19 protein-coding genes are annotated in these 25,510 nt (G+C 44.2%); 8 read left to right on the top strand and 11 right to left on the bottom strand.

Annotation, left to right across the window (positions count from 1 at the left end; all coding sequences use genetic code 11):
- Window positions 1–51 precede the first annotated feature (51 nt).
- Window positions 52–2,859 (top strand): two-component sensor histidine kinase BarA, encoded by a 2,808-nt coding sequence (gene barA, locus JK628_RS07045; protein WP_202288792.1) that lies wholly within the window; start codon window positions 52–54, stop codon window positions 2,857–2,859.
- Window positions 2,849–3,454 (top strand): YjaG family protein, encoded by a 606-nt coding sequence (locus tag JK628_RS07040; RefSeq protein WP_202288790.1) that lies wholly within the window; start codon window positions 2,849–2,851, stop codon window positions 3,452–3,454. The genes barA and JK628_RS07040 overlap by 11 nt, the downstream gene beginning before the upstream one ends.
- A 68-nt stretch (window positions 3,455–3,522) precedes the next feature.
- On the opposite strand, the gene JK628_RS07035 is transcribed toward JK628_RS07040, so the two are convergent.
- The gene (locus JK628_RS07035) at window positions 3,523–4,425 is read right to left on the bottom strand and encodes a LysR family transcriptional regulator (RefSeq protein WP_202288788.1); all 903 of its coding nucleotides are present in this window, start codon (window positions 4,423–4,425) and stop codon (window positions 3,523–3,525) included.
- A 407-nt stretch (window positions 4,426–4,832) separates the two neighbouring features.
- On the opposite strand from JK628_RS07035, the gene JK628_RS07030 reads away from it, so the two are divergent.
- Both JK628_RS07030 and recN read left to right on the top strand, forming a co-directional pair.
- Window positions 4,833–5,789, top strand: coding sequence for an AEC family transporter (locus tag JK628_RS07030; protein ID WP_202288786.1), 957 nt, complete (start codon window positions 4,833–4,835; stop codon window positions 5,787–5,789).
- A gap of 286 nt (window positions 5,790–6,075) precedes the next feature.
- Window positions 6,076–7,737, top strand: coding sequence for a DNA repair protein RecN (gene recN, locus JK628_RS07025; protein ID WP_202288784.1), 1,662 nt, complete (start codon window positions 6,076–6,078; stop codon window positions 7,735–7,737).
- Between the two features lie 97 nt (window positions 7,738–7,834).
- On the opposite strand, the gene JK628_RS07020 is transcribed toward recN, so the two are convergent.
- The 10 genes from JK628_RS07020 to JK628_RS06975 form a co-directional block, all read right to left on the bottom strand.
- A complete protein-coding gene (locus tag JK628_RS07020) occupies window positions 7,835–8,329 on the bottom strand; it encodes a phosphatidylglycerophosphatase A family protein (protein ID WP_202289737.1) in 495 nt (164 codons plus the stop codon).
- Window positions 8,329–9,288, bottom strand: coding sequence for a thiamine-phosphate kinase (thiL, locus tag JK628_RS07015; RefSeq protein WP_202288782.1), 960 nt, complete (start codon window positions 9,286–9,288; stop codon window positions 8,329–8,331). Before thiL ends, JK628_RS07020 begins: the two co-directional genes overlap by 1 nt.
- A 179-nt stretch (window positions 9,289–9,467) precedes the next feature.
- Window positions 9,468–9,875 carry a transcription antitermination factor NusB gene (gene nusB / locus JK628_RS07010; protein ID WP_202288780.1) on the bottom strand — a complete coding sequence of 136 codons (408 nt, stop codon included), beginning with the start codon at window positions 9,873–9,875 and terminating at the stop codon, window positions 9,468–9,470.
- Window positions 9,876–9,889: 14 nt separating this feature from the next.
- Complete coding sequence (ribH, locus tag JK628_RS07005) at window positions 9,890–10,366, bottom strand: 6,7-dimethyl-8-ribityllumazine synthase (RefSeq protein WP_202288778.1); 477 nt, start codon at window positions 10,364–10,366, stop codon at window positions 9,890–9,892.
- A gap of 145 nt (window positions 10,367–10,511) precedes the next feature.
- On the bottom strand, window positions 10,512–11,615 hold the full coding sequence (gene ribBA, locus JK628_RS07000; protein ID WP_202288776.1) for a bifunctional 3,4-dihydroxy-2-butanone-4-phosphate synthase/GTP cyclohydrolase II: 1,104 nt from the start codon (window positions 11,613–11,615) through the stop codon (window positions 10,512–10,514).
- 146 nt (window positions 11,616–11,761) lie between these two features.
- Entirely contained in the window at window positions 11,762–12,427 is a 666-nt protein-coding gene (locus tag JK628_RS06995) for a riboflavin synthase (protein WP_202288775.1), read from the bottom strand.
- Window positions 12,428–12,431: 4 nt separating this feature from the next.
- Window positions 12,432–13,553 (bottom strand): bifunctional diaminohydroxyphosphoribosylaminopyrimidine deaminase/5-amino-6-(5-phosphoribosylamino)uracil reductase RibD, encoded by a 1,122-nt coding sequence (gene ribD, locus JK628_RS06990; protein WP_202288774.1) that lies wholly within the window; start codon window positions 13,551–13,553, stop codon window positions 12,432–12,434.
- A 46-nt stretch (window positions 13,554–13,599) separates the two neighbouring features.
- The gene (gene nrdR, locus JK628_RS06985) at window positions 13,600–14,049 is read right to left on the bottom strand and encodes a transcriptional regulator NrdR (RefSeq protein WP_202288773.1); all 450 of its coding nucleotides are present in this window, start codon (window positions 14,047–14,049) and stop codon (window positions 13,600–13,602) included.
- Between the two features lie 121 nt (window positions 14,050–14,170).
- Window positions 14,171–15,427 (bottom strand): serine hydroxymethyltransferase, encoded by a 1,257-nt coding sequence (glyA, locus tag JK628_RS06980; protein ID WP_202288772.1) that lies wholly within the window; start codon window positions 15,425–15,427, stop codon window positions 14,171–14,173.
- Window positions 15,428–15,751: 324 nt separating this feature from the next.
- Window positions 15,752–17,413: a DUF3943 domain-containing protein gene (locus JK628_RS06975; RefSeq protein ID WP_202288771.1), complete on the bottom strand. Its 1,662-nt coding sequence runs from the start codon at window positions 17,411–17,413 to the stop codon at window positions 15,752–15,754.
- Between the two features lie 250 nt (window positions 17,414–17,663).
- Here JK628_RS06975 and ettA point away from each other — a divergent pair, with 250 nt between their 5' ends.
- The 4 genes from ettA (at window position 17,664) to JK628_RS06955 (ending at window position 25,351) form a co-directional block, all read left to right on the top strand.
- Window positions 17,664–19,331, top strand: a complete 1,668-nt coding sequence (gene ettA / locus JK628_RS06970; RefSeq protein ID WP_202288770.1) for an energy-dependent translational throttle protein EttA — start codon at window positions 17,664–17,666, stop codon at window positions 19,329–19,331.
- Window positions 19,332–19,741: 410 nt separating this feature from the next.
- On the top strand, window positions 19,742–20,806 hold the full coding sequence (locus tag JK628_RS06965; RefSeq protein ID WP_202288769.1) for a shewanella-like protein phosphatase: 1,065 nt from the start codon (window positions 19,742–19,744) through the stop codon (window positions 20,804–20,806).
- Between the two features lie 321 nt (window positions 20,807–21,127).
- A complete protein-coding gene (locus JK628_RS06960) occupies window positions 21,128–22,246 on the top strand; it encodes an efflux RND transporter periplasmic adaptor subunit (protein ID WP_202288768.1) in 1,119 nt (372 codons plus the stop codon).
- Complete coding sequence (locus tag JK628_RS06955) at window positions 22,247–25,351, top strand: multidrug efflux RND transporter permease subunit (RefSeq protein ID WP_202288767.1); 3,105 nt, start codon at window positions 22,247–22,249, stop codon at window positions 25,349–25,351. It abuts the gene before it with no gap.
- The last annotated feature ends 159 nt before the right edge of the window (window positions 25,352–25,510 follow it).

The following is a 25,510-nucleotide window of genomic DNA, read 5'->3' as shown; positions in this document are numbered from 1 at the left end:
TGGCAGTCTATCGAATACTCTCACTATATTTATCGGTAACGCAAACGTCTCATGAATGAAGCCAATAATATGACCAAGTACAGCCTACGTTCATGGGTTCTGGTATTGGCGCTAGCTCCGACTATTTTAGTGGGTATTTTATTGGGCAGTTATTTTACCATAAATAGATTCTATGAACTTGAAGAAACACTCATAGAGCAAGCAAGTAATATCATCGAACCTTTAGCCATTGCCGCTGAGGTAGGTTTAGACAGTAAAGATTTTGAAACCACCAAGCGTTTAATCACCGCCGCCCAGCTCAACAAAGCCTCTTTAGTGCAATTTATTGCTATTTTTGATGTCAACAACCGCGTTGTCGTAACCTCGCACCATTATAAAAACCATGAAGTCATGCGTTACGACAAACCGCTCAGTTCTATGCTAAGAACTGAACTGGAACAAGTTGGTGACAGCATGATTTTGCGCAGCCCTATTTTTAAAAACAACGCCATCAATCCCGTCGATACCTTCGATGAAAATAACAACCAAATCTCAATAGAGACGGTTAAGCTCGGTTACATATCGATATTGATCAATAGAGAAAATGCGCTGCTTGAACAACATCGAGCCGCTGTAGCCGCATTCATCATTGTACTTATTGGAGTGCAACTGAACCTATTCTTTACATTCAGATTGGTTAAAAACGTCACCCAACCCATTACCGAAATGGTACGAGTGGTGGCAAAAATTCGTGAGGGTAAACTTGACACCCGTTTAACAGGCAACCTCATTGGTGAGCTAGACTTACTCAAACGCGGCATCAATGCCATGGCAGGATCATTGTCCGAATACCATGATGAGATGCAACAAAATATTGACCAAGCCACATCTGATTTGCGGGAAACTCTTGAACAGATTGAGATCCAAAACGTTGAACTAGACATCGCCAAAAAGCGAGCACTGGAGGCGAGTCGAATTAAATCAGAATTCCTAGCCAACATGTCCCATGAACTGCGTACTCCACTCAATGGTGTTATTGGTTTTGCAAAACAGTTGTTAAAAACGCCATTGCACTCCAGTCAGCAAGACTATATTCGCACCATTGAGGGCAGTGCAACAAATCTGCTTAGTATCATTAACGATATTTTGGATTTCTCTAAGCTGGAAGCGGGCAAGATGGTGTTAGAGAATATGCCGTTCTCTTTACGTGAAGTCATCGAAGAAACCGTGACGATGTTATCTAGCAGTGCACAAGAAAAAGAGATTGAGTTGGTGGTCGATGTTGACCCGCGCATTCCAGAGGATGTAACTGGCGATGCAATGCGTTTTAGCCAAATCCTGACCAATTTGGTGGGCAATGCGATTAAATTTACCGACAGTGGCAGTGTGCAGCTTAAGATGCAACTCGAAGAGATAGCCGACGGAAAAGTACATGTCCGCAGTGAAATTATTGATACAGGGATTGGTATTGATGCTGAAAAACTGGGCTCTTTATTCCAAGCTTTCGGCCAAGCCGATTCATCCATTTCAAGACGCTTTGGCGGCACCGGGCTCGGGCTGGTAATCACCAAACGCTTGGTGAACCGCATGGGCGGCCAAATAGGCTGTAACTCCGAGCCACAGCAAGGCTCTACCTTCTGGTTTTCACTACCACTTAATCTAAGCCAATATCCCATCAGCGATACTTTGCCGATTGGCACGCTTAAGAATAAAAGCATTTTATTGTTTGAACCAAACCCATTATCACATCATGCCGTTGAACGTATGCTGCTGCGCTGGGGGCTTAAAGTCACCAATGTTGCCAGTAGCAAACAGCTCGAATTTATTGTAACCCAGTCAAGTCATTTGTTTGATTATGGGCTCTTTAGTTGTAAAGGGATCGCTGCTGGGGGCAACGCTATTGATGTACTTAAAGTTGCCAAGCAAAAAATTAATTACTTAATGTTGATCAGCAACTGCGTAGAAAGTGAAGAGCTCTTTTCACAAATCCGCCCCTATATCGACAAGCAACTCACCATGCCTATTGGTGAGAAAAAACTATCGAGTAGCTTAATAGATCCGCAGTCATCACTTGAAGCAGAAGCCTTACCAATGCTTGCAATGCAAGCCACTCCCGAGGTGAGAGAAAACTTAACCGTACTGGCGGTTGACGATAATCCGGCCAATTTAAAGCTTATCGACACACTACTAAAAGAGTTAGTGACCCATGTGATCATCGTCGATAATGGTGATGCTGCAGTCACAATTGCAAAGCAGCGCAGTTTCGATCTTATTTTTATGGATATTCAGATGCCTGGCACTGATGGCATTAGTGCCACTAGACAGATAAGACAGAATTCAGCAAATCGCAATACCCCCATTATAGCGGTAACCGCCCACGCTATCGCTGAAGAGCGTGAGCGCATATCATCGAGTGGTATGGACGGATACTTACCCAAACCTATTGATGAAGCAGCACTCAGAGATGTGATCCATAAATGGAAAAGCAGACCTAAGTTCACCCATTTTGATCAGCGTATCTTAAATTGGGAACTGTGCTTGTCCCAGGCCAATAACAAACCTGACTTAGCAATAGATATGCTGAAGATGTTATTAAAATCACTGCCTGAAACGTTGGAGCATATCAATAGCGCACTCGCGAGCTTTGATCAGCAAAGCATGCTTACCTGTATCCATAAACTGCACGGTGCAAGCTGTTATTGTGGTGTCCCTACAACCCAACAACTTTGCCAAGAGATAGAGTCAGGATTAAAGCGTGGTGTTGCCGTAGAAGATATAGAACCTGAAATCCTTGAGTTACTTGATGAGCTAACTAAGGTAGAATCAGCCGCTAATCAAGTGATCACCCAGCTATCAGTGGAAATAAAAGATGACAAATAAACCGGGCTTTTTTCAACGCTTAAAAGGGCTATCGCTAGCGCAAAAGAAACTTTTTGCTATCGCACTATGTCAGCGCATGCTGCCCAATTATCAGCTTTTTTCTGAAGTGTGTGAATTTGGCAATCCCAAGGTGCTCGATACACTGCTAAACCTGCTTTGGCAGTCTATGTATGACAATAAGCTCAAGCTCAATTTAGAGATACAGATGGAGCGTATTGAAGATAATACGCCAGAGCCTGCTGATTTTGACGTCTACGGTGTTTACCCAGCAATGGATGCAGCGGTCGCCTTAACGTCTTTGCTAAGCGCATTAGAAAGCAAGGTTGAAGAAGATATCACCAATATCAGCAAACTATCCTCTGCCACGGTAGCTAATTATATTGAAGCGACCTGTGAGCAAGAGTTTACAAATGAAACCGAATTAGATGATTACATCTTTAACCATGAGGTTATGGTTGAGGAAAAGGAGGTACAAGAATTACTTCTGCAAGCCATCGAAGAGCACCCGCACCTTAAAGCCGATTTTGTCAAAGAGTTCCGCCGAGAAGTGGTTGCCGTCGGCATATCAAATATTGGTATCGGTCCAGTAGAGTAAAATGGCACAAGAGTCGCTCTGTTAACAGCAAAGCGGCTCTAGCTTTTCATCACTATTATCTCCAGCATTTAACTGTCCATTGAAAACAACTGTTCCGCTTTCGACTGCATAAACTCAATAAATAGCTTTACCTTCAAAGGTTGATGGCTACGCTGATGGTACAAGATTGAAATCCGCCTTTTCTCGCCAATCCAGTCAGGTAGTAGTGTCATCAATTGACCGCTCTTAAGCTGGTTTTTCACAAAAAGAGTTGGACCGTATAACACCCCACCATTATCAACTGCAGCTCTAACAGCACCATTTAACTCACTCAATGTCAGTTTGGCCGGCCCATCATAATAAAAACTCTCCCCTGATGAGTGCTTTAGTGTCCAGTTAAATAGTGGCCAGACTTTAATCAAGGCGTGTTGTTCCAAATCACTTGGATGGCACAAGCTAGGTGCTTTAGCCATATAGTCTGCAGAAGCAAATAAACCATAATTGAGCACGCCAAGAGAACTCGAAACCCAAGACGAATCGGGTTGAGTTCCACCAACAATTGCAACATCAACACCTTCGTCAATTAGGTCAATCACGTTATTATTTTGCACTATATGCAGCTGAATGTCGGGGAACTTTTCGCAAAACTCATTAATGGCGTGTATGAAGATCATCGAAATAATTGATACAGGAGCAGCTATTCTTAAGGTACCTTCCGGCTTATCCACCGCTGCACCTCTGATGCTGTCAAACTGAGAGACAATAGCCTGATACTGCTGAAACAGCGCTATCCCCTCTTCCGTTAGGCGAAGCTTACGGGTACTACGCATTAATAACTGCTTATCTAACTGTGTTTCCAATTTAGTCAGTTTGCGGCTTACCGTTGCAATTGGCATCTCTAACTCTTTAGCTGCTTGGGAAAAACTACCCGCATTAACTAAATGGACAAATTGATAGATCAGCTGTAATTCCAAGCCAATATTGCTATTCATCGATATAAATCCTGCCGTTTAAAAATATCCCCATCTTACCTGAAGATGCAGGATTCAGTGGGAGTTTAATGGGCTTTAATCAAGGCATTGATTACCACTAATGGTCGTTCCCTTAGTAAAATCAATAACACGGAGTCAAGCCCATTAAAACGCATCGCAGAAGGCGTTGTGCAAGCCCACTTCGTTGTTGCATTAATTTAAAAGGGAATAACCATTTCTACGTTAACGCGCCTAGAATTGAACTGGCACAACGCCTCTGAAACGAGCATCTTCAAGTAGGATGGGTATACAAAGGGGATCGGCTACGACCTAAGATCAATAGTATAGCAAAGCACAACTATGGTAATGTTCTAGCTCAATTTTATGCGTCTTTTACCCGTTTTTTAAATCCACCATTAGAGAATGATATGCCAGCAGTCATCACGCCACTCCTTGCTGTATTCGGCATAATGTTGATAGGCACCTTTGTTCAAAAATCAAAGCTATTGCCCGCTGAAACAGATCAAGTCTTAAACCAATATGTTTACTATATTGCGTTTCCGGCTATTATGTTAATCACCTTGGCCCAAACCCCTATCAACGACATTCTGCACTGGGGTTATATTGCCGGTTTTAGTGGCGCCATGCTAATTAGCTACGTGATAACATTTATAATCTCACTTTGGCTAAGTCCAGCACAAAATGCGCTAGCATCTATGCGAGCGCTGAATGCCACTTTTGGCAATACTGCTTTCATTGGTATTCCCCTAATGGCGATGTTGTTTCCAGGCAATCAGTCAGCATTGGCTGCAGCGGCTATCGCCAGTTTATTGTCGGTGCTAATTTTTGCCATCACGCTGGTGTCATTAGAGATAATAGGTCGAAATAAACAAGGTTCAGCATTAATAATCATTAGCCTCGCCTTAATAAAAAACCCTATTGTAGTAGGTAGTATGGTGGGGATTGGACTATCAGCGTTAACTGTTGCCTTACCAGAAAGTATTGCACTAATCATCCGTCAACTTGGTATGACTTCAAGCCCTTGTGCTCTGTTTGCGATTGGTATGGTGCTGGCAAAGTCAGCTCAATACCAAACCTCAAGCCACATTATTAGCCTCAAGCAGCTCACCGAGATCAGCGCTATCAATATCATCAAACTGGTTTTTCAACCTTTAATAACTTACTTGATCATGCTCGGCCTGAACATTGATCCACAATTAATTGCCATGGGCGTTATACTAGCAGCGCTTCCCACTGCTGCTAGCGTCTACCTGCTAGCACAGCGTTACCACATCCAAGTGATCACCAGTGCTCAGGGAATATTACTAGGCACCCTGCTCACTTTTATAAGCTTACCGCTTTTAGAAGCCTACCTGCTACATTAGTATTTAATGTGTTATCAATGCCCTTACATCCAGTTATTCCACAACGACAACAAGACTCTATGCTAACGTTATAGCAAATTGATACTTTCATAAATCTTGTTGAAAATTATCAGGTAGCTGCCTCCTTGCATCAAGCAACTGTATTAATTGAATTTAATTTCCTGTAAAAACGATAGCTACCGTTTAACAATGTACCGATATCGATTAATTAATCAACTGGCACTGTACTGTATATAAAATCAGTATATACTGTGGATTAATACAGTGTTTCGGATAGGACATCACTATGCTTTGTCAGCTCAGCATTAACAATTTTGCTATTGTGCGTTTTTTGGAACTCGATTTTAAAGCCGGCATGACTAGTATCACCGGTGAAACGGGTGCGGGTAAGTCTATTGCTATTGATGCACTAGGTTTATGTCTCGGCAATCGCGCCGACGCTAATACCATTCGACCTGGTGCAACTAAAACAGAAGTGAGTGCAAGGTTTTCCTTATCTGATATTCCACTGGCAAAGCGCTGGTTAGAAGACCACGATCTTGAACTAGATGATGAGTGTATTTTAAGGCGAACAATCAATAGTGATGGCCGCTCACGCGCATATATCAATGGTAATCCGGTTCCGCTGGCCCAAATAAAATCCCTCGGACAGCTGCTCATTGGGATCCATGGCCAACATGCCCACCATGCAATGTTAAAAAGCGAACATCAACTCACTCTGCTTGATAGTTATGCCAACCATAAGATGTTACTCGATACGGTATCCACTAGTTATCATCGATGTAAAATCGTTGAGAAGCAGTTGCATGAACTAGAGCTAGCACAGCATGAAAGACTTGCACGTAAGCAACTGCTGCACTATCAGGTTGAAGAGCTTAATGAGTTTGCCATTGCTAAAGGTGAGTTTGAAACCATTGAGGCTGAACATAAAAAACTTGCCAACAGCACTGCGTTAATCGAGCTCTGTCGTAGTCAGTTATCTATATTGCAAGATAATGATCAAGCGAGTGTTGAATCATTACTCAATACTTCAATCAGTCAGGGGCAAGATTTAGAAAGTTATGATGCAGAGCTAGGCAGTGTCGTCGCCATGCTCAATGATGCGCTAATTCAAGTACAAGAAAGTAGTAGTGAGCTTGAGCGATATTTAGATGGCTTAGAGCTAGACCCTGAATACTTTGAACAGTTAGAGCTACGGATCTCTAAAGCACTGCAACTGGCGCGCAAGCATCATGTCAATGCTAACGAGCTGTATGATCACCATCAAAGCCTGCTGAATGAACTCAGCGAGCTTGGCTCTGATGAAGATAAACTTGATGAGATCCGCAATCAACTGCAACATAGTCAGCAAGCCTATTTGAACCATGCAAAGAAGTTAAGCCAAAGCCGTGGCCGATATGCTAAGGAGTTAGATAAGAAAGTCACTCAATCGATTCATGAACTGAGCATGCCCAAGGGCAAGTTCAGTATCGAAGTTAACTTTAATGAAGCTGTCATCAGTCCTCATGGTTGTGATTCCATCGATTTCCTAGTGACCACCAATCCCGGCCAACCTATGCAACCTATTGCTAAAGTTGCTTCAGGTGGTGAACTCTCACGAATAGGACTTGGCATACAGGTAATAACCGCTAAAAAAGTTGCGACACCCACGCTTATCTTTGATGAAGTCGATGTCGGTATTTCTGGTCCAACAGCGGCGGTGGTCGGCCGAATGTTACGCAGCTTAGGCGAGTCGACGCAGGTATTTTGTGTGACACACCTGCCGCAAGTTGCAGGAAACGGCCATCAGCATATGTTTGTGAATAAGAGCAGTAAGGCGGGGAAAACAGAAACCTCGATGATCGCTCTAGATAAAGAGCAGCGAGTTGAAGAGCTAGCTCGCTTACTGGGAGGCGATACCATTACCAGCAATACCCTTGCCAATGCCAAAGAGCTACTACTCAGTTAATGGAGATTAAAGTTAGCTTACGTAAACGCCATTAAAAAAGGAGCTAACAGTAGCTCCTTTTTGCTTTCTACAATCTGTAGCGCATCAGACGGCCGCTTTATAGCAGATAGTAAGCTGCAGCTTGCAAGCACATCAATGAGAATATACCAGCCAGTACATCGTCAATCATGATGCCAAAGCCACCATGTACTTTGGCATCAAGCCAACGTATTGGCCAAGGTTTCAAAATATCAAAAAAACGAAACAACACAAAGCCCGCGAGCAACCATTGCCAGCCAGCAGGTGCTGCGATCATAGTGATAAGTAAGCCTGCAATTTCATCCCAGACGATAGCGCCATGATCATGCACACCCATATCATTTGCAGCTTTATCACAAATATAAAAACCGATTAAGACGCTTAAAAGCGTCAAACCGACATACCAAGATAAACTCAGTGGCGCCATTAATAAGTAAAGCGGTATCGCCGCAATAGTACCAAAGGTACCAGGAGCCTTGGCCGCTAAACCAGACCCAAATCCTAATGCCAAAAAGTGGATGGGATTTTTAAGAGACAGTTTAGTCAGCGCTGTATCTTTTGAAAGTAAATTCATCACTTAAAATGCTCGAATCCAAGGTTAATCGGTTCAAATGGCTGTTTATCTAACAACAGCTTCAACTTGCCACCCATGCAAATTTGGCCAATTTGAGTAAATTTAACCCCGGTTTCAGCCAGTGCGATCTCTAGTGCGCCTTTTTGCGCTTCAGAGACAGTAAAGAGTAGTTCATAATCCTCCCCACCGGTTAGCGCATAGCTTAGCGCCATCTCAGCAGAGACATTCGCTTTTAACTGTTCAGATAATGGTAATTTGTCGACATTTAGTGTCGCGCCGATATTGGAGGCTTTTAATACATGCTGTATATCAGAGATTAAGCCATCAGATATATCGATAGCACTCGATGCTAGCGTGCGCAGTGCTTGGCCCGCTAATACTCTTGGAGTCGGTCTGTAATGACGATTAATAAGATAGCTTTTATCGTCCTCATTGCAGGTCGCTTTTTCACGTAATAGATCGAGTCCTAACGCTGAGTCCCCCAATGTGCCGGTAACGTAGATCCAATCACCATTTCTGGCGCCGCTACGGGTCAAACCAGAATGCTTGGGTACTTGGCCATTAATGGTAATGGTGATGGCTCGTGGACCACGAGTGGTATCACCACCAACGAGTGCAACACCATAATACTCTGCAATTTCAAACAGCCCCGCGCTGAAATCCGCAAGCCAGTTTTCATCAACTTCAGGCAGGGTAAGTGCCAATGTCATCCAAGCCGGCTGGGCTCCCATAGAAGCAAGATCAGATAAGTTAACAGCTAGCGATTTGTACCCCAGATCTTTTGCTGGCATACCAGGAAAAAAGTGTACGTTTTCCACTAGTGTGTCACACGATATCGCAATTGACTTATTTTCAGCGGGTTCAACAATGGCACAATCATCACCAATGCCGAGCGCCACATCTTTTCGAGACTGGGCACGCCCAGTAAAAAAGCTTTCGATTAATTGAAATTCTTTCACAATACCAATCACAAATTAGGAGGTGGTTTGAAGAAAAAAGAGCGCCAAATAACAAGAGAGTCTTAGCGATTATTTAAGTTGCGTTCGGTATATCCAGCGATCAAATACCCATCACTAACCATACAACTGCAGTGCTCTTTTTAGTCATACAAAAACGGCATCCGAAGATGCCGTTTTTACTATTTAGTTTTTGCTACTAGCTTATCCAGAATACCGTTAACGAACTTATGTCCATCTTCAGCGCCGAATGTTTTGGCAAGCTCGATAGCTTCGTTAATCGCTACCTTATAAGGTACATCCTTACGGAAAGTCAGCTCATAAGTCGCTAAGCGAACAATCGCTTTTTCGACAGGGTCAACTTCATCTAAAGGACGAACCAAAAATGGAGTGATTAACTCATCCAATTGGCTTTTCTTTGTTGCTACGCCAGCCAATAACTCACGAAAGTAAGCTATATCGACACCATCAACATTTTGTTCAGTTAGAAACTCATGCTCAACATCAGCAATATTGTTGCCACTTAGCTGCCAAGAGTAAATGGCCTGAACCGCTAAACGACGTGCCTTTCGGCGCTCTGAAGGCTTCATTAAATTGTCCTAAATTACAGGTGTTCTTCAAGTGCTTGCAACACGTTAACCATCTCTAGCAGACCCAAAGCAGCTTCGCCGCCTTTGTTGCCTGCTTTAGTACCTGAACGTTCAATAGCTTGTTCAATAGTATCAGTGGTTAAAACGCCGAATGAAACAGGAGTATCAAATTCAAGAGCAACTTGAGCTAAACCTTTATTACATTCGCCTGCAACAAAATCAAAATGAGGTGTACCACCACGGATAACCGCACCAAGTGAAATTATTCCGTCAAATTTCCCGCTTGCAGCAACACGACGTGCAGCAAGTGGCAATTCAACCGCGCCAGGCACTTTAACTACAGTGATATTTTCATCTGCAACTTGGCCAAAACGCTTAAGAGTGTCTACCGCACCATCAAGCAAACTATCTACAACAAAGCTGTTGAAACGTGAAACTACAATCGCAATCTTTGCGTTTTTCGATTCGATATTACCTTCAACTACGTTCATTTATCTTACCTAAATTAGCTTAATTACCCAGCATGGGGGCGGAAGAGGCGGTATGATACCACAGCCATTAACGCTGATCCCCATGCAATTTATAAGAAAAGTACTAAATTACCTCCTGGATGGTTTTTACCTCCAAGATAATATTTTATTCTGCTATATAATCAGTTACTTCTAAACCAAAGCCCGACAGCGAATGATAACGCTTTGGTGAACTCAGTAAGCGCATTGATGTCACACCTACATTCGCTAGAATTTGTGAGCCTACACCGACTTGACGTGAAGTTCCTTGCCACTGAGGAGCAACCGGTGCGCTACCGTTATCTTCAGCTTCAAATGCTTTCACTTTAGCTAAAATGTCACTGCTATGTTCTTGATGCCCGAGCAGCACCAGTACGCCACCGTCTTCGCTAATGCGTTGCATTGCTTTTTCTAACGGCCAACTACGTTGCTGATCGCGCTCGGAATGTAATAGGTCGTTAAAGGTATTTTGCAGGTGAACACGCACAAGCATGTTCTCAGTCACAGCACCTTTGACTAATACATAGTGCAGTTGATTATCGATGGTGTCGCGGAAAGTCAACATATCGAATTCGCCAAAACGCGTAGGCAATTTACATTGCGCTTCACGTACTACGCTGGTTTCTTTAGTGTTGCGATATTCAATTAGATCGGCAATGGTGCCCATCTTTAAACCGTGCTTTTCAGCAAAAATTTCAAGATCAGGACGACGCGCCATGGTGCCGTCATCATTTAAGATTTCAACAATAACTGATGAAGCTTCGAAACCCGCAAGCCTAGCTAAGTCACAACCCGCTTCTGTATGACCAGCGCGAATAAGTACTCCGCCCTCTTTTGCCATCAATGGGAATATATGGCCAGGCTGAACAATATCACTAGGCTTAGCATCTTTGGCCACAGCCGCTTTAACCGTAACGGCGCGATCTTGTGCGGATATACCGGTAGTTACGCCTTCAGCCGCTTCAATAGACATCGTAAAATTGGTTGAGAACTGTGCATTGTTGTTCGTGACCATCAAAGGCAGGTTTAGCTGCTGGCAGCGTTCTTTAGTCAACGTTTGGCAAATAAGGCCACGACCGAAAGTCGCCATAAAGTTAACCGCCTCAGGCGTCACCATGTCAGCAGCCATAATCAGGTCGCCTTCATTTTCTCTATCTTCGTCATCCATCAAGATAACCATCTTACCTAGACGAATATCTTCGATGATCTCTTCTATACTATGTAGCGCCATGTTTAGACCTTTATATTGTATTGCTGCAGTTAGCTGAGGTCGCTAACCTTTATGCCTATGCTGGCAAAGCAGCCTATAAATTTAATGATTATTTTTTTGAGCGTCTTAAGATAAATTTTATCTTTAAAATCGCCTTAAGCCAGTTTTTAACGTAAAAAACCCGAGCGAGCTAACAGTTCCATGGTAACTTCAGACTTAGGTTGTTGTTCTGTTTGATCAGATGAATAGCTCATCAACCTTTCTAAATGACGAGCAATTAGATCAACTTCAATATTAACGTTATCGCCTGCCTTTAGGTTTACCAAGGTTGTTTCTCCCGCGGTGTGCGGCACGATGGTTAGTCTAAATCGATGCCCTTGCACCTCATTAACCGTTAAGCTTACACCATCAATGGTAATTGAACCCTTGTGAGCGATATAGCGACCCAGCTCAACTGGAGGCGACAACCAAAACTCAAGCGCCTGGCCACGAACTTGTCGGTCATCAACGCGCGCAATACCATCTACGTGACCACTGACCATATGGCCACCTAACCTTGTGGTTGGCGTGACTGCCTTTTCTAAATTAACCGCAGTGCCTACTGCATAATTGGCAAAACCTGTAAGACTAACCGTTTCAGCTGAGATATCTGCAACATAGCCATCTGCAAGTCGCTCAACCACGGTTAGACATACACCATTGGTTGCAATGCTGTCTCCGAGTTTAACGTCCGACAGATCAAGCTTAGCGCTGGCAACGGTTAATCGAATATCATCACCGCGACGTTCAACTTTTCGTAAATGACCTACAGATTCAATAATTCCGGTAAACATAAAGTTAATTACTCATTCTTAACGTCAAGCGAGTGTCTTTTCCCACTTTACGTTCATCTATTAGATTAATACTTGGAACTTGAGACATGGTTTCAAAATCAGGTAATGCGAGTAAGTCTCGCCCCTGAGCACCGAGTATTTTCATTGCTTGGTATAAAATAATTTCATCCGCTAAGTGCTCGCTAACAAACGCACCAGCAAGCGTAGCACCAGCCTCGACTAACACCGAGTTACAGGTTTTGCCAAGTAAAGTGAGCAGAGCAATAAGGTCAACTCGCTTTTCTTTGGCGGGTAATACTTGGTGACTAACATGAGCTGGCCACGCCGACTTAACACTCTCAGGATAGTCACAAGTACTAATGAGTAAAATGGGGCTGTCGATGGAAAACATCTTTAGCTCAGCGCCGAGCCGTGCTTGGCTGTCTAATACTACACGCAGCGGTTGATGCAGTTCTGCTGGGGCGATCTCATTTGATAAAGATCCCAATTCGCTATGGCGGACATTTAGACTGGGGTCATCAGCAAAAACGGTCTCAATGCCGGTGATCAAAGCGCAATGTCTTGCGCGCACCCGCTGTACATCTCTTCGGGCTTCAGGACCAGTAATCCACTTTGACTCGCCATTCGATAATGCCGTTTTACCATCGAGGCTAGCGGCGAGCTTTACGGTCACCCACGGTAAGCTCTGCTGCATTCTTTTCAAAAAACCTAAGTTAACCTGCTTAGCAGCATCGGTTAATAAACCAACGTCAACTTGAATACCCGCATCACGGAGCATGCTAATACCACGACCAGAGACTTGTGGGTTAGGATCGGTCACAGCAATAACAACGCGGCTAACTTTGCTTTCGATCAATGCTTTGGCGCAAGGCGGGGTTCGGCCATAATGGCTACATGGCTCCAATGTGACGTACGCGGTGGCGCCAACAGCATCATCACCCGCCATATTAAGCGCGTAGACTTCGGCATGTGGGCCACCAGCACGAATATGGTAACCTTCACCAACAATCACACCGTCTTTAACTAATACGCTGCCAACACAAGGATTTGGGCGGGTGGTATAGAGTCCTTTTTGCGCTAACTCAATAGCGAGACTCATCATTTGATTGTCTTCAGTTGACCACATAGTGAAATGAGTTCCGATTAATCAATAAGGTAATAGGCAGATAGTACTACTGCTGTAAGTTCGCAATAGCTTCGCCAAACTCCGACACATCTTCAAACGCGCGATAAACGGATGCAAATCGGATGTAAGCAACTTTGTCTAAATTGACCAATTGGTCCATCATTAAGTTACCAATTAGCTCTGATTTAACTTCACGCTCACCTGTTGCACGCAGCATTGACTTAATCTTAGTTAAAGACTGCTCTATTTGGTCCATAGATACCGGTCTTTTCTCGACCGCTCTAAGCATGCCGCCGCGCAATTTCTCTTCATCGAAAGGCTGGCGACTACCGTCCTGTTTCACTACCCGTGGCATCACGAGTTCAGCACCTTCAAATGTAGTGTAACGCTCATGGCATTGCACACACTCCCGGCGGCGACGTACCTGATGGCCATCGGCGACAAGTCGCGAATCAATCACTTTAGTGTCTGTTGCGCTGCAAAATGGACAATGCATCTGGCCTCCGGTCAGGTATTAGAAGTATTTCGTTAATGATTTAGAATCATCATTATAAATTGCCAACAAAAATGGCCGCATAAATGCGGCCATTAAAGTTTACCTGATTTAACGCTTAAGGTTAACCGTAAACAGGGAACTTAGCGCACAATTCAAGAACCTGCGACTTTACTCGCTCGCTAACTGCAAGATCTGAAATGTCATCAAGCACATCACACATCCAGTTAGTCAACTGCACAGATTCGTCCTCACCAAAACCACGACGGGTAACGGCTGGAGAACCAATACGCAGGCCCGATGTCACAAACGGTGAGCGTGGGTCATTAGGCACTGAGTTTTTGTTGACGGTAATGTTGGCATTACCGAGCGCTGCATCAGCTTCTTTACCGGTAATATCTTTGCTGATTAGATCAAGCAAGAATAGGTGGTTATCAGTACCGCCAGAAACAACATCATAACCACGTTCGATAAACGTGCGTGCCATTGCTTTTGCGTTTACGACAACTTGCTCTTGGTAAGTCGTGAACTCTGGGTCTAGTGCTTCTTTAAATGCAACCGCTTTAGCAGCGATAACATGCATCAAAGGACCACCTTGACCACCAGGGAATACTGCTGAGTTAAGCTTTTTGTAAATCGCTTCATCATCAATAGCAGAAAGGATCAAACCACCACGAGGACCCGCTAAGGTCTTATGCGTAGTCGTAGTAACAACATGGGCGTGTGGGAGTGGATTTGGATAGATACCAGCAGCAACAAGACCCGCTACGTGAGCCATATCAACGAATAGGTAAGCACCTATTTTATCAGCGATTTCACGGAACTTGCCCCAATCAACAATACCTGAGTATGCGCTGAAACCAGCAATGATCATCTTAGGTTGATGTTCAACCGCTAAACGTTCAACTTCAGCGTAATCAATCTTACCAGTTGATTCGTCAATACCGTACTGAACAGCATTATAAAGCTTACCAGAGAAGCTAACATGTGAGCCGTGAGTCAAATGACCACCGTGAGCAAGGCTCATACCGAGTACAGTATCGCCACCTTGAAGTAGCGCCATAAATACGGCAGCGTTAGCTTGTGAACCAGAGTGTGGTTGAACGTTAGCATACGTTGCGCCAAACAACTCTTTGGCACGAGAGATAGCGAGCTCTTCAACAATATCAACATGCTCACAACCACCGTAATAACGCTTACCAGGGTAACCTTCAGCATACTTGTTAGTAAGCTGAGAACCTTGAGCTTCAAAAACGCGAGGGCTAGTGTAGTTTTCTGAAGCAATGAGTTCGATGTGCTCTTCTTGACGACGAGTTTCATCTTCAATCGCTGCAAACAATTGTGGATCGTAATCCGCGATATTCATGTCTTTTTTCAGCATTATTCACTCCAGCTGTAAATTCTTATAGTAGGGTTGCGCGGTATGATACAGCGCAATTGATCACAATCCCAGCATTAGAAACATGAAATTACTTGCAATTATCCATGAACGACATTTGATAAAGAGCAAATCTCCACGGTAAACTTGCTCAGCGATTGTATTACATAGAAAAAACGCCTTTAATCTATCGATTCATTACCTTGGGATAAAAATACAGAAAACTCTGTTCTATAAATAATCCGGCTCATCTGCCTTTATTCGCCGATAGTGGCATGCAGAATGTCGATGTTCTATTGACCACCTAGAGCGAGTTACACTTTTCACCTAGTATCGATAAGCTAACCGTATGCTCGTGCGGCTTTCACTATCATCATTGCGATAAAAAACATTACGATTATCAATCCCAGCTAAAGTGCCACTGCGGTCAATTCGTTCATGGTGCATACTCACACCAAAGGCTCTAGTAATGGGTACTTCAAGGTAAGCTTCGTATCGATCACGGCTATCTTTAAAGTCTAAATCGCTCTTATTAGGATTCCATTCACTGCTGCGATTAAACTCTTTATCATCAATAGAATCCCAACGCTGCGAGGTGACTTTTAAGCCTAACAGTAGATCTCTATAACTAGCTTCAACTTTCACTTTTGCGGTGTGACCTAAGGCATAAGCATAACCGCCCTCCCAAAGTACAGATTTAGTCCCCCAAAACTGTCCACCTGAGGCACGGTAATCTTTACTGGCAAAGGGTTTAACCATACTAAAATCAGCAAAAATATCACCGCGAACGCTGATATTAACATCCGAATTTTGCCATTCACCGCCAACAGATAAGCCAATAACATTTATAGCAGCGTAGAAGCCCTCTTCATCTTCCTGGCCTAAACTACTGTATTCAACTCCCATGGATGGGCCGACAAACCAGCTATGCCCCCAGGAGTCACGTGAGCCCGCTATTGGCTTCGCCTCGTCAGTGTAACCCCCTAAAAAGAGTGATGATGACAGCTGCCAATCTTCAACCCCCTCTTCAGAGACACCTAGTTCCATATCAAGCTCTACTAAGCTAGGTGTTGCAGACAAGGAATCGTATTGCCCCTGTACGCTGTCAATGCTGGCTTCAATACCAAGCAGCATAGTCGTGGTGGAAATATCAGCCACATCCTTAGTCGAATATAAAATACCACTGTAAATGTCGAATTGATCTTGAGCTTTTTTTCGGTCAAAGCGGTTGGGCGAATCGTAACCAAACCAGCCACGTATGGTTCTTGATGGATTAAATACTCCAGCAAAGGTTGCCGGTAGCCAACCCTCTTTAGTCTCCAACATCTCTGATAGTTGGAACAAGCTTTCACCTAATACTGAACCACCAAAAGTGGTTACTATTTGATCGTTAATACTGACGACCTCTTTATACTCGGCAAACACCTCCCATATACCTGATGCCAAAAAGTTACCAAGCATTGATTCATAATAATTAAAATTATAATTACGGAACGCTTGATGGTAGAGCGCGCCGGCGTAAGCGTGTCCCCAATTCATGCCGACTTCATTATCATCAAGCTTCCATGATTCAGTCGTGACAATGCGATCAACAAAATACTGTCCAGTGTTGCCTTCAATCTCGTAATCAAAATCCTCTTTCATGCTCTCTTCACCGGATTTATACAGCAGCTCACCGACAACTAAAACGACACTAATTTCAGCTAATGCTCCCCACCAATCTTTTTCAATTAGTTGCGGTAATGTAATTGCGGGATCGCTTTGTGACTCACGAGTAATAGCTGCAGAAGTGTGGGCTGAAGAAGCCATTAACATTGCAAAATTGGAGTGTGAACTTGTATTAGATGCAGGTAGAGAAGTCACTACAGGCGCTTGCACAGATAACCTTGCCGACACCAAACTTCCTGTCAAATCTGCTTCATCCGCCCACGCAGGCGCCTTGAGAGCAAAAATAACAGTAACGAATACTGCATACTTTTGAATTTTCAATTTATTCCCTTAAATTAACCAATCAGATTGCTATCACACAATCGTTACTGCAGCTCTCTTTGAACTCGGCCACATTTTTACGTTAACAACTGTTACGCTGATGTTACATAAATTCAGCTGAAATATCAGCAAATCCCGCAATTTGAGACAATACTTTTATTGAACTGCAGACCCCTAAGACAAAGTTCAGATTTAAGTTAAGCCGCGATTCGAGTAGAATTGCAGCCAATCCCAGTCAATGAGAAATAAAATGGCGCAGTTTGTATATAGCATGCTTAGAGTGGGCAAGATTGTTCCGCCTAAAAAGCAAATTCTAAAAGATATCTCCTTAAGTTTTTTCCCAGGTGCCAAAATTGGTGTGTTAGGGCTCAACGGCTCGGGTAAATCTACCCTGCTGCGTATAATGGCCGGCCTCGATACTGAAATTGAGGGCGAAGCACGACCAATGCAAGATCTTAAAATTGGTTACTTACCGCAGGAACCAAAGCTAGATCCAAGCCAAACTGTACGTGAAGCACTCGAAGAAGCGGTGTCGGATGCAAAAAATGCATTGACTCGCTTAGATGAGGTTTATGCGCTTTACGCTGAACCTGATGCCGATTTTGATGCACTCGCGAAAGAGCAGGGTCAACTTGAAGCTATTATTCAATCACAAGATGCTCATAATCTTGATGTGGTGCTAGAGCGAGCAGCTAATGCTCTACGCCTGCCTGATTGGGATGAAAAGATTGAAGTACTCTCTGGTGGTGAGCGCCGCCGCGTCGCGATTTGTCGATTACTGCTTGAAAAGCCAGACATGCTGCTACTTGATGAGCCAACCAACCACTTAGACGCCGAGTCTGTTGCGTGGTTAGAGCGCTTTTTACAAGATTACGCCGGCACTGTTGTGGCAATTACCCACGATAGATATTTCCTTGATAATGCTGCTGGTTGGATTTTGGAACTCGACCGTGGTGAAGGGATCCCGTGGGAGGGTAACTACTCTTCATGGTTAGAACAGAAAGATGCTCGTTTGCAACAAGAATCAGCCACTCAAAGTGCCCGTCAAAAGACGATAGCTAAAGAGCTTGAGTGGGTGCGCCAAGGTGCTAAAGGACGTCAGTCTAAAGGCAAAGCGCGTATGGCTCGCTTTGAAGAGCTTAATACTAATGACTATCAAAAGCGTAACGAAACCAACGAGCTGTTTATTCCACCAGGACCACGTCTAGGGGATAAGGTTATTGAAATTAATAACCTAACAAAATCTTATGGCGACCGAGTACTGATCGACGATTTAAGCTTTTCAGTGCCTAAAGGCGCGATTGTCGGCATCATCGGTGCCAACGGTGCGGGTAAATCAACACTGTTCAAAATGATCTCCGGTGCAGAACAACCAGACAGCGGCAGCGTTGAAATTGGTGAATCGGTACAGATTGCATCTGTAGAGCAGTTCCGTGATTCAATGAATGATAAGAATACCGTTTGGCAAGAGATCTCAGATGGTCAAGACATCATGCGGATCAACAACACTGAAATTCCTAGCCGCGCCTACGTTGGCCGCTTCAATTTCCGTGGCGCAGATCAACAAAAGATCATTGGGACTTTATCTGGTGGTGAACGCAATCGAGTACATTTGGCAAAGTTGATACAGGCCGGTGGTAACGTATTGTTACTCGATGAACCTACTAACGACTTAGATGTTGAAACACTGCGAGCGCTAGAAGAAGCCCTGCTTGAGTTCCCAGGTTGCGCGATGGTCATTTCTCATGACCGTTGGTTCCTCGACCGCATCGCAACACACATTCTTGATTATCGCGATGAAGGTAAAGTTAACTTCTACGAAGGCAACTACACCGAGTACTCAACCTGGTTAAAGGACACCTTGGGTACTGACGTTGTTGAGCCCCATCGTTTGAAGTATAAGCGGATGACTAAATAGATTAATAACAGTTTAAAACAGAGGCTTCGGCCTCTGTTTTCTCGCATTCCATTACCTCCAGCTGATGACCTTTTCTAAATAGCAAAAGTGCATGTAGCCCGAGTCATTACGTTAAACAAAACCACATTAAAAAATTGAATAGTCGAAATTCGATATTTAACTTACCAATACCCAACGATACAAATAGCTTACTTTCCGTCTCATCACTCATTGCTTGGTTAAGCAGTACAAGAGTCAAAAAAACGCCTACAACTTATTTTCACCTGGGCAACAAAAAAACTCAAAGTATGAGATGCTAGGTTAAAAATCAATGGAATAATAAGTACTAATTACCATGGATAATAAAAAACCTTGCCACAAAAGATTACGCTCAGTCTTCATTGGCACCTGCAGATAAGAAGAACTAAATAATGAACAAGATTTTTCGCCTTTCATTACTGGGACTAACCTTACTTAGCCCTTTTGCCATAGCAGAGTCCGTGACCGAATTTGACGGTCCCTATGTGATAACACCGGCACCAGCGCAAACCACAGCTTATTGGGTCTGTGACAGTAAGCTCAAGACTACCGCTATTGTAAGCCAGCAAGTGAATCGTCCCGCTCATTGTGGTGATTTGCCTGAGGTTATCCTTTCAGATGACCTTAAACAAGTCATGCCTGACACCTATTCGGAGATAAAAAAAGTGGTCGCATTAAGCGATGTCCACGGCCAGTATGACGTTCTAATCACTCTGCTGAAAAATCAGCAAATTATCGATAACAAGGGTAAGTGGGCGTTCGGCGAAGGTCACATGGTGATGACCGGCGACATTTTTGATCGCGGCCATCAAGTCAATGAAGTACTGTGGTTTATGTATCAACTCGATCAACAAGCCAGAGAAGCTGGCGGCATGGTGCATCTATTAATGGGTAACCATGAACAAATGGTGCTCGGGGGCGATTTGCGCTATGTACACCAACGTTACGATGTCGCTGCAAAACTGATTGATCGCCCCTATGACAAGCTCTACGGCGCAGACACCGAAATAGGCCAATGGCTAAGAAGTAAGAACACCATTATTAAGATCAACGACGTGTTGTATATGCATGGTGGGATCAGCAGCGAGTGGATCAGCCGCGAGCTCACATTAGCAAAGGCCAACTCACTTTATCGACAGCATATTGGCACTGAGAAAAAAGTACTAAAAGAAGACGACCTACTCAATTTTCTTTTCTATGGCAATGGACCAACCTGGTATAGAGGTTACTTTTCAAAAGAGTTTACTGAACCAGAGCTAGATACCATCCTTAGCTATTTTAATGTAAAACGAATTGTGGTTGGTCATACTTCACAAGAGAGAGTATTGGGCCTGTTTCACAATAAGGTTATTGCGGTTGATAGCAGCATTAAAAATGGTCAGTCAGGTGAATTACTACTCATTGAAAATAACGCCCTAACCCGCGGCTTATACGATGGCAGTCGCCAAACCCTTTAATCTATCACTTACAATCAATTCCAAGCACCGGTCGGTTAATTACAACTGAGTAACCGACTGGTGCTAATTGCAACTAAGCTCTTCATACATACAAATCGTAATCGACAAATATTGCTGTTTATGTCCGTTGAACTCATGTTTTAGCGCGACAAATGAAAATAGAAATAAAACAGATCGGATATAATGTTAACAAGCTGAGGCGAACGTAAGTGACATGTAAATAATTAAATGCTAATTTTCCTTACTTTACATTGCTTTACCCTACTAGGCGTGTTTTTTTCTTAAAATACACCCAACTTTGGCGGCCTTAAGTAATCATTCATGAAAACATCTTTTTTCCTTATTCCTATCTTTCTTATCGTGGCAGGAACACTAACCTATAGCAGCTTATCAGAAGCTAAAAGGCCTGATACAAAAGAGCGAGCCGTTCGCACCGTCCCTGTGATCACCGGCATTGTTGAGCAACATGAGTTAGCTCAGTCACTATCGCTTGTGGGTAAACTTGATGCTGAGCAGTCGGTCTTTATAGCGCCGCAAATAGCCGGAAAAATACGTGCGATAAACGTCAATTCAGATCAAGACGTAAGCGAAGGCCAACTACTGATCCAACTTGATGATGCAAAAGCACAAGCCGCGCTAGCAGAAGCCGCCTCATACCTAGCAGATGAAAAGCGTAAACTCGCAGAATTTTCAAAACTGATTAGCCGTAATGCCATTACCCAGACCGAAATTGATGCACAAAAAGCCCATGTAGATATGGCAGCAGCAAGACTCGCCGCCGCCCAAGCTGACTTGGATTATCACTACTTAAGCGCTCCATTCTCTGGTACCGCAGGATTAGTCGACTTTAGCCAAGGAAAAATGGTTACCGCAGGAACAGAGCTCATTACACTCGATGATCTATCCAGTATGCGTTTAGATCTACAAGTTCCAGAACATTACCTCGCCCAATTAAGCCCTGGCATGACCGTGGTCGCCACAAGCCGCGCTTGGCCAGACACTCATTTTTCCGGTGAAGTCACTGCTATCGATTCACGCGTAAACCAAGACACGCTCAATCTGCGTGTTCGAGTCCAATTTAATAACCATCATCACCACCTAAAGCCCGGCATGATGATGTCAGCAACCCTTGTTTTCCCATCCGTATCAGAGCCCGTCATTCCAGTACAAGCGTTAGAATATTCAGGTACTAACCGCTTCGTCTATGTCGTTAACGAAGAGAGCATTGCTACACGCACTAAAGTGACATTAGGCGCCCGTATCGACAATGAAGTGCTGATCACCGATGGCCTAAGCATTGGCGATAAAGTCGTTGTACAAGGCTTGGTTAACATGCGTGATGGTTTACGCGTCGATGATTTACAGATTGATAGTGTAACTGATTCAGCAATTGCCAAAGATGCTGAACAACAAACAGAACAAGCGCGAGGTAGCATTTAAATGTGGTTATCCGATGTCTCTGTAAAACGTCCTGTCGTCGCGATTGTTTTAAGCTTACTGCTTTGTGTCTTTGGTGCTGTCTCGTTTAGCAAGTTATCTGTACGTGAAATGCCCGACGTTGAAAGCCCTGTCGTCACCGTAATGACCACCTATGACGGCGCTTCGGCGACCATTATGGAAAGTCAGATAACCACCGCATTAGAAGATGAATTAACCGGCATTAGCGGTGTAGATCAAATTCAGTCCGTTACCCGAAACGGCATGAGCCGTATTACAGTCACCTTCTTTTTAGGCTGGGATCTTACCGAAGGTGTCAGTGATGTCCGTGACGCAGTAGCCCGCGCTCAACGTCGCCTACCCGACGAAGCCAACGATCCTATCGTATCAAAAGATAACGGTACCGGTGAGCCCTCGGTATACATCAACTTGAGTTCATCTATCATGGATAGAACTCAACTTACTGACTACGCCCAACGTGTGCTTGAAGACCGTTTCAGCTTGATCAGTGGCGTGAGCAGTGTCGATATTTCCGGTGGCTTATATAAAGTCATGTACGTGCAGCTCAAACCTGAATTAATGGCCGGTAGGCAAGTTACCGCCAGCGACATAATTAATGTTCTAAACCAGGAAAACGTCGAAACTCCAGGTGGTGAAGTCAGAAACGACACCACTGTGATGGCCGTAAGAACGGCAAGGCTATACCAAAAGCCAGAAGATTTTGACTACCTCGTACTGCGTAGATCAAGCGATGGCACGCCCGTCTACCTAAAAGATGTGGCCAATGTATTTATTGGCGCAGAGAACGAAAACTCGACCTTTAAAAGTGATGGCGTTGTCAATATCAGCTTAGGCGTAGTACCACAATCTGACGCAAACCCACTCGAAGTCGCCCAAGATGTACATAAAGAGGTCGACCGCATTCAGCAGTTTCTGCCTGAAGGCACCAAGTTAATCGTCGACTATGACTCCACCGTGTTTATCGACCGCTCAATTGATGAAGTATTTAATACCCTCGCCATAACTGCGTTACTGGTGATCTTGGTACTGTACATTTTCATCGGCCAAGCACGCGCCACGCTGATCCCTGCCGTGACTGTGCCAGTGTCGCTTATCTCAGCATTTATCGCCGCAAACACCTTTGGCTTTTCAATAAACCTATTAACCTTAATGGCGCTGATTCTATCCATTGGCCTCGTGGTCGATGACGCCATCGTGGTGGTTGAGAATATCTTCCACCACATCGAAAAAGGTGAGCCACCGATCCTTGCCGCCTATAAAGGTACCCGCGAAGTGGGTTTTGCGGTTGTCGCCACCACTGCCGTACTAGTGATGGTGTTCCTGCCGATCTCATTTATGGAAGGCATGGTTGGGCTACTGTTTACTGAGTTTTCAGTCATGCTGGCAGTGTCAGTTATTTTCTCCTCGATTGTGGCATTAACCTTAACGCCGGTTTTAGCCAGTAAACTGTTAAAAGCCAATGTTAAGCCGAGCCGTTTTAACCTCTGGGTTGAGTCATTATTCACTCGACTAGAGCTGTTTTACCGCAGAATGGTGAGCAAAGCGGTATCACTGCGATTGGCGGCGCCGTTGGTGATTATTGCTTGTATTCTCGGTAGCGGATTTTTGATGAATAAAGTGCCTGCGCAACTCGCCCCACAAGAAGATAGAGGGGTGATATTTGCCTTTATCAAAGGCGCTGAAGGCACCAGCTACAACCGTATGGCTGCCAATATGGAGATAGCAGAAAAGAAGCTAATGCCACTGCTAGGTCAAGGCGTAGTTAAATCCTTTAGCATTCAAGCCCCCGCTTTTGGTGGCCGTGCTGGCGATCAAACCGGTTTTGTCATTATTCAGCTTGAAGATTGGAATGAACGTACCGTTAATGCCCAACAAGCATTAGGTGTCATTGCAAAAGCGTTAAAAGGGATCCCCGATGTCATGGTGCGCCCAATGTTGCCTGGCTTCAGAGGGGGTTCAAGTGAGCCGGTGCAATTCGTTTTAGGTGGCTCAGATTACCAAGAGCTATTTAAATGGGCGACAGCACTAGAGGAGGAGGCACTTTATAGCCCAATCCTTGAAAGTCCTGAAATAGATTACAAAGAAACCACCCCAGAACTGGTGGTCACCGTTGACAGAGAGCGAGCTGCAGAGCTTGGGGTTAGCGTTGCCGAAGTATCAGAAACTCTCGAAGTCATGTTAGGTGGCCGCAGCGAAACCACTTTTGTTGAACGTGGCGAAGAGTACGACGTTTATCTGCGCGGCGACGAGAACAGCTTTAATAGCGTCGCCGATCTCAGCCAAATTTATATGCGCTCGGCTAAAGGGGAGCTAATCACCTTAGACACCATTACTCATATTGAAGAGGTTGCGTCAGCGCAAAAGCTAAGCCACAACAACAAGCAAAAATCGATAACCCTTAAAGCCAACTTAGGCGAAGGCTATACCTTAGGTGAAGCACTGGATTTTTTAGATCAAAAAGCAATTGAGATGCTGCCAAGCGATATTTCGGTGGCTTACACCGGTGAGTCAAAGGACTTCAAAGAGAACCAAAGCAGCGTATTTATGGTGTTTGGCCTAGCGTTACTGGTAGCTTATTTAGTCCTAGCGGCACAGTTTGAAAGCTTTATTAACCCATTAGTGGTGATGTTCACCGTACCAATGGGCGTATTTGGTGGCTTCTTAGGCTTATATTTGACAGGCCAAGGGCTGAACATTTATAGCCAGATTGGTATGATCATGCTTATCGGCATGGTCACCAAAAACGGTATTTTGATTGTCGAATTTGCCAACCAGCTTAGGGACAAAGGCTTAGCGATAGAGCAAGCAATTATTGACGCATCTGCGAGACGTTTACGCCCAATCCTAATGACCGCTTTTACCACACTGATCGGTGCTATTCCGTTAATTATGTCGACTGGCGCAGGTTCTGAGAGTCGAATTGCCGTCGGTACAGTGGTGTTCTTCGGGATGGCTTTCGCCACTTTTGTCACCTTGCTTATCATACCTGCCATGTATCGATTGATCTCTGGGGCAACTAAATCACCAGGGTATGTTGAAGCGCAGCTGGATAAAGCGATTGCAGAGCAAGAACTAAAGCAGCAGTAATTGGCGCTGTAGGTTTAGTGATCTGCTTATTTATTTAGTTACCCTGTAAATTAAGGGCTTACTGACGTAAGCCCTTTTTGTATCTGCATATATGCTGGCCGCAGTTCATTGGAATAACATTAGTCTGAAACTATCTTGCTAAATAACGTTTCGGTCACA

The sequence above is a fragment of the Shewanella sp. KX20019 genome, assembly GCF_016757755.1.
GTDB lineage: Bacteria > Pseudomonadota > Gammaproteobacteria > Enterobacterales > Shewanellaceae > Shewanella.
This window is presented reverse-complemented; position numbering and strand designations above follow the sequence as displayed.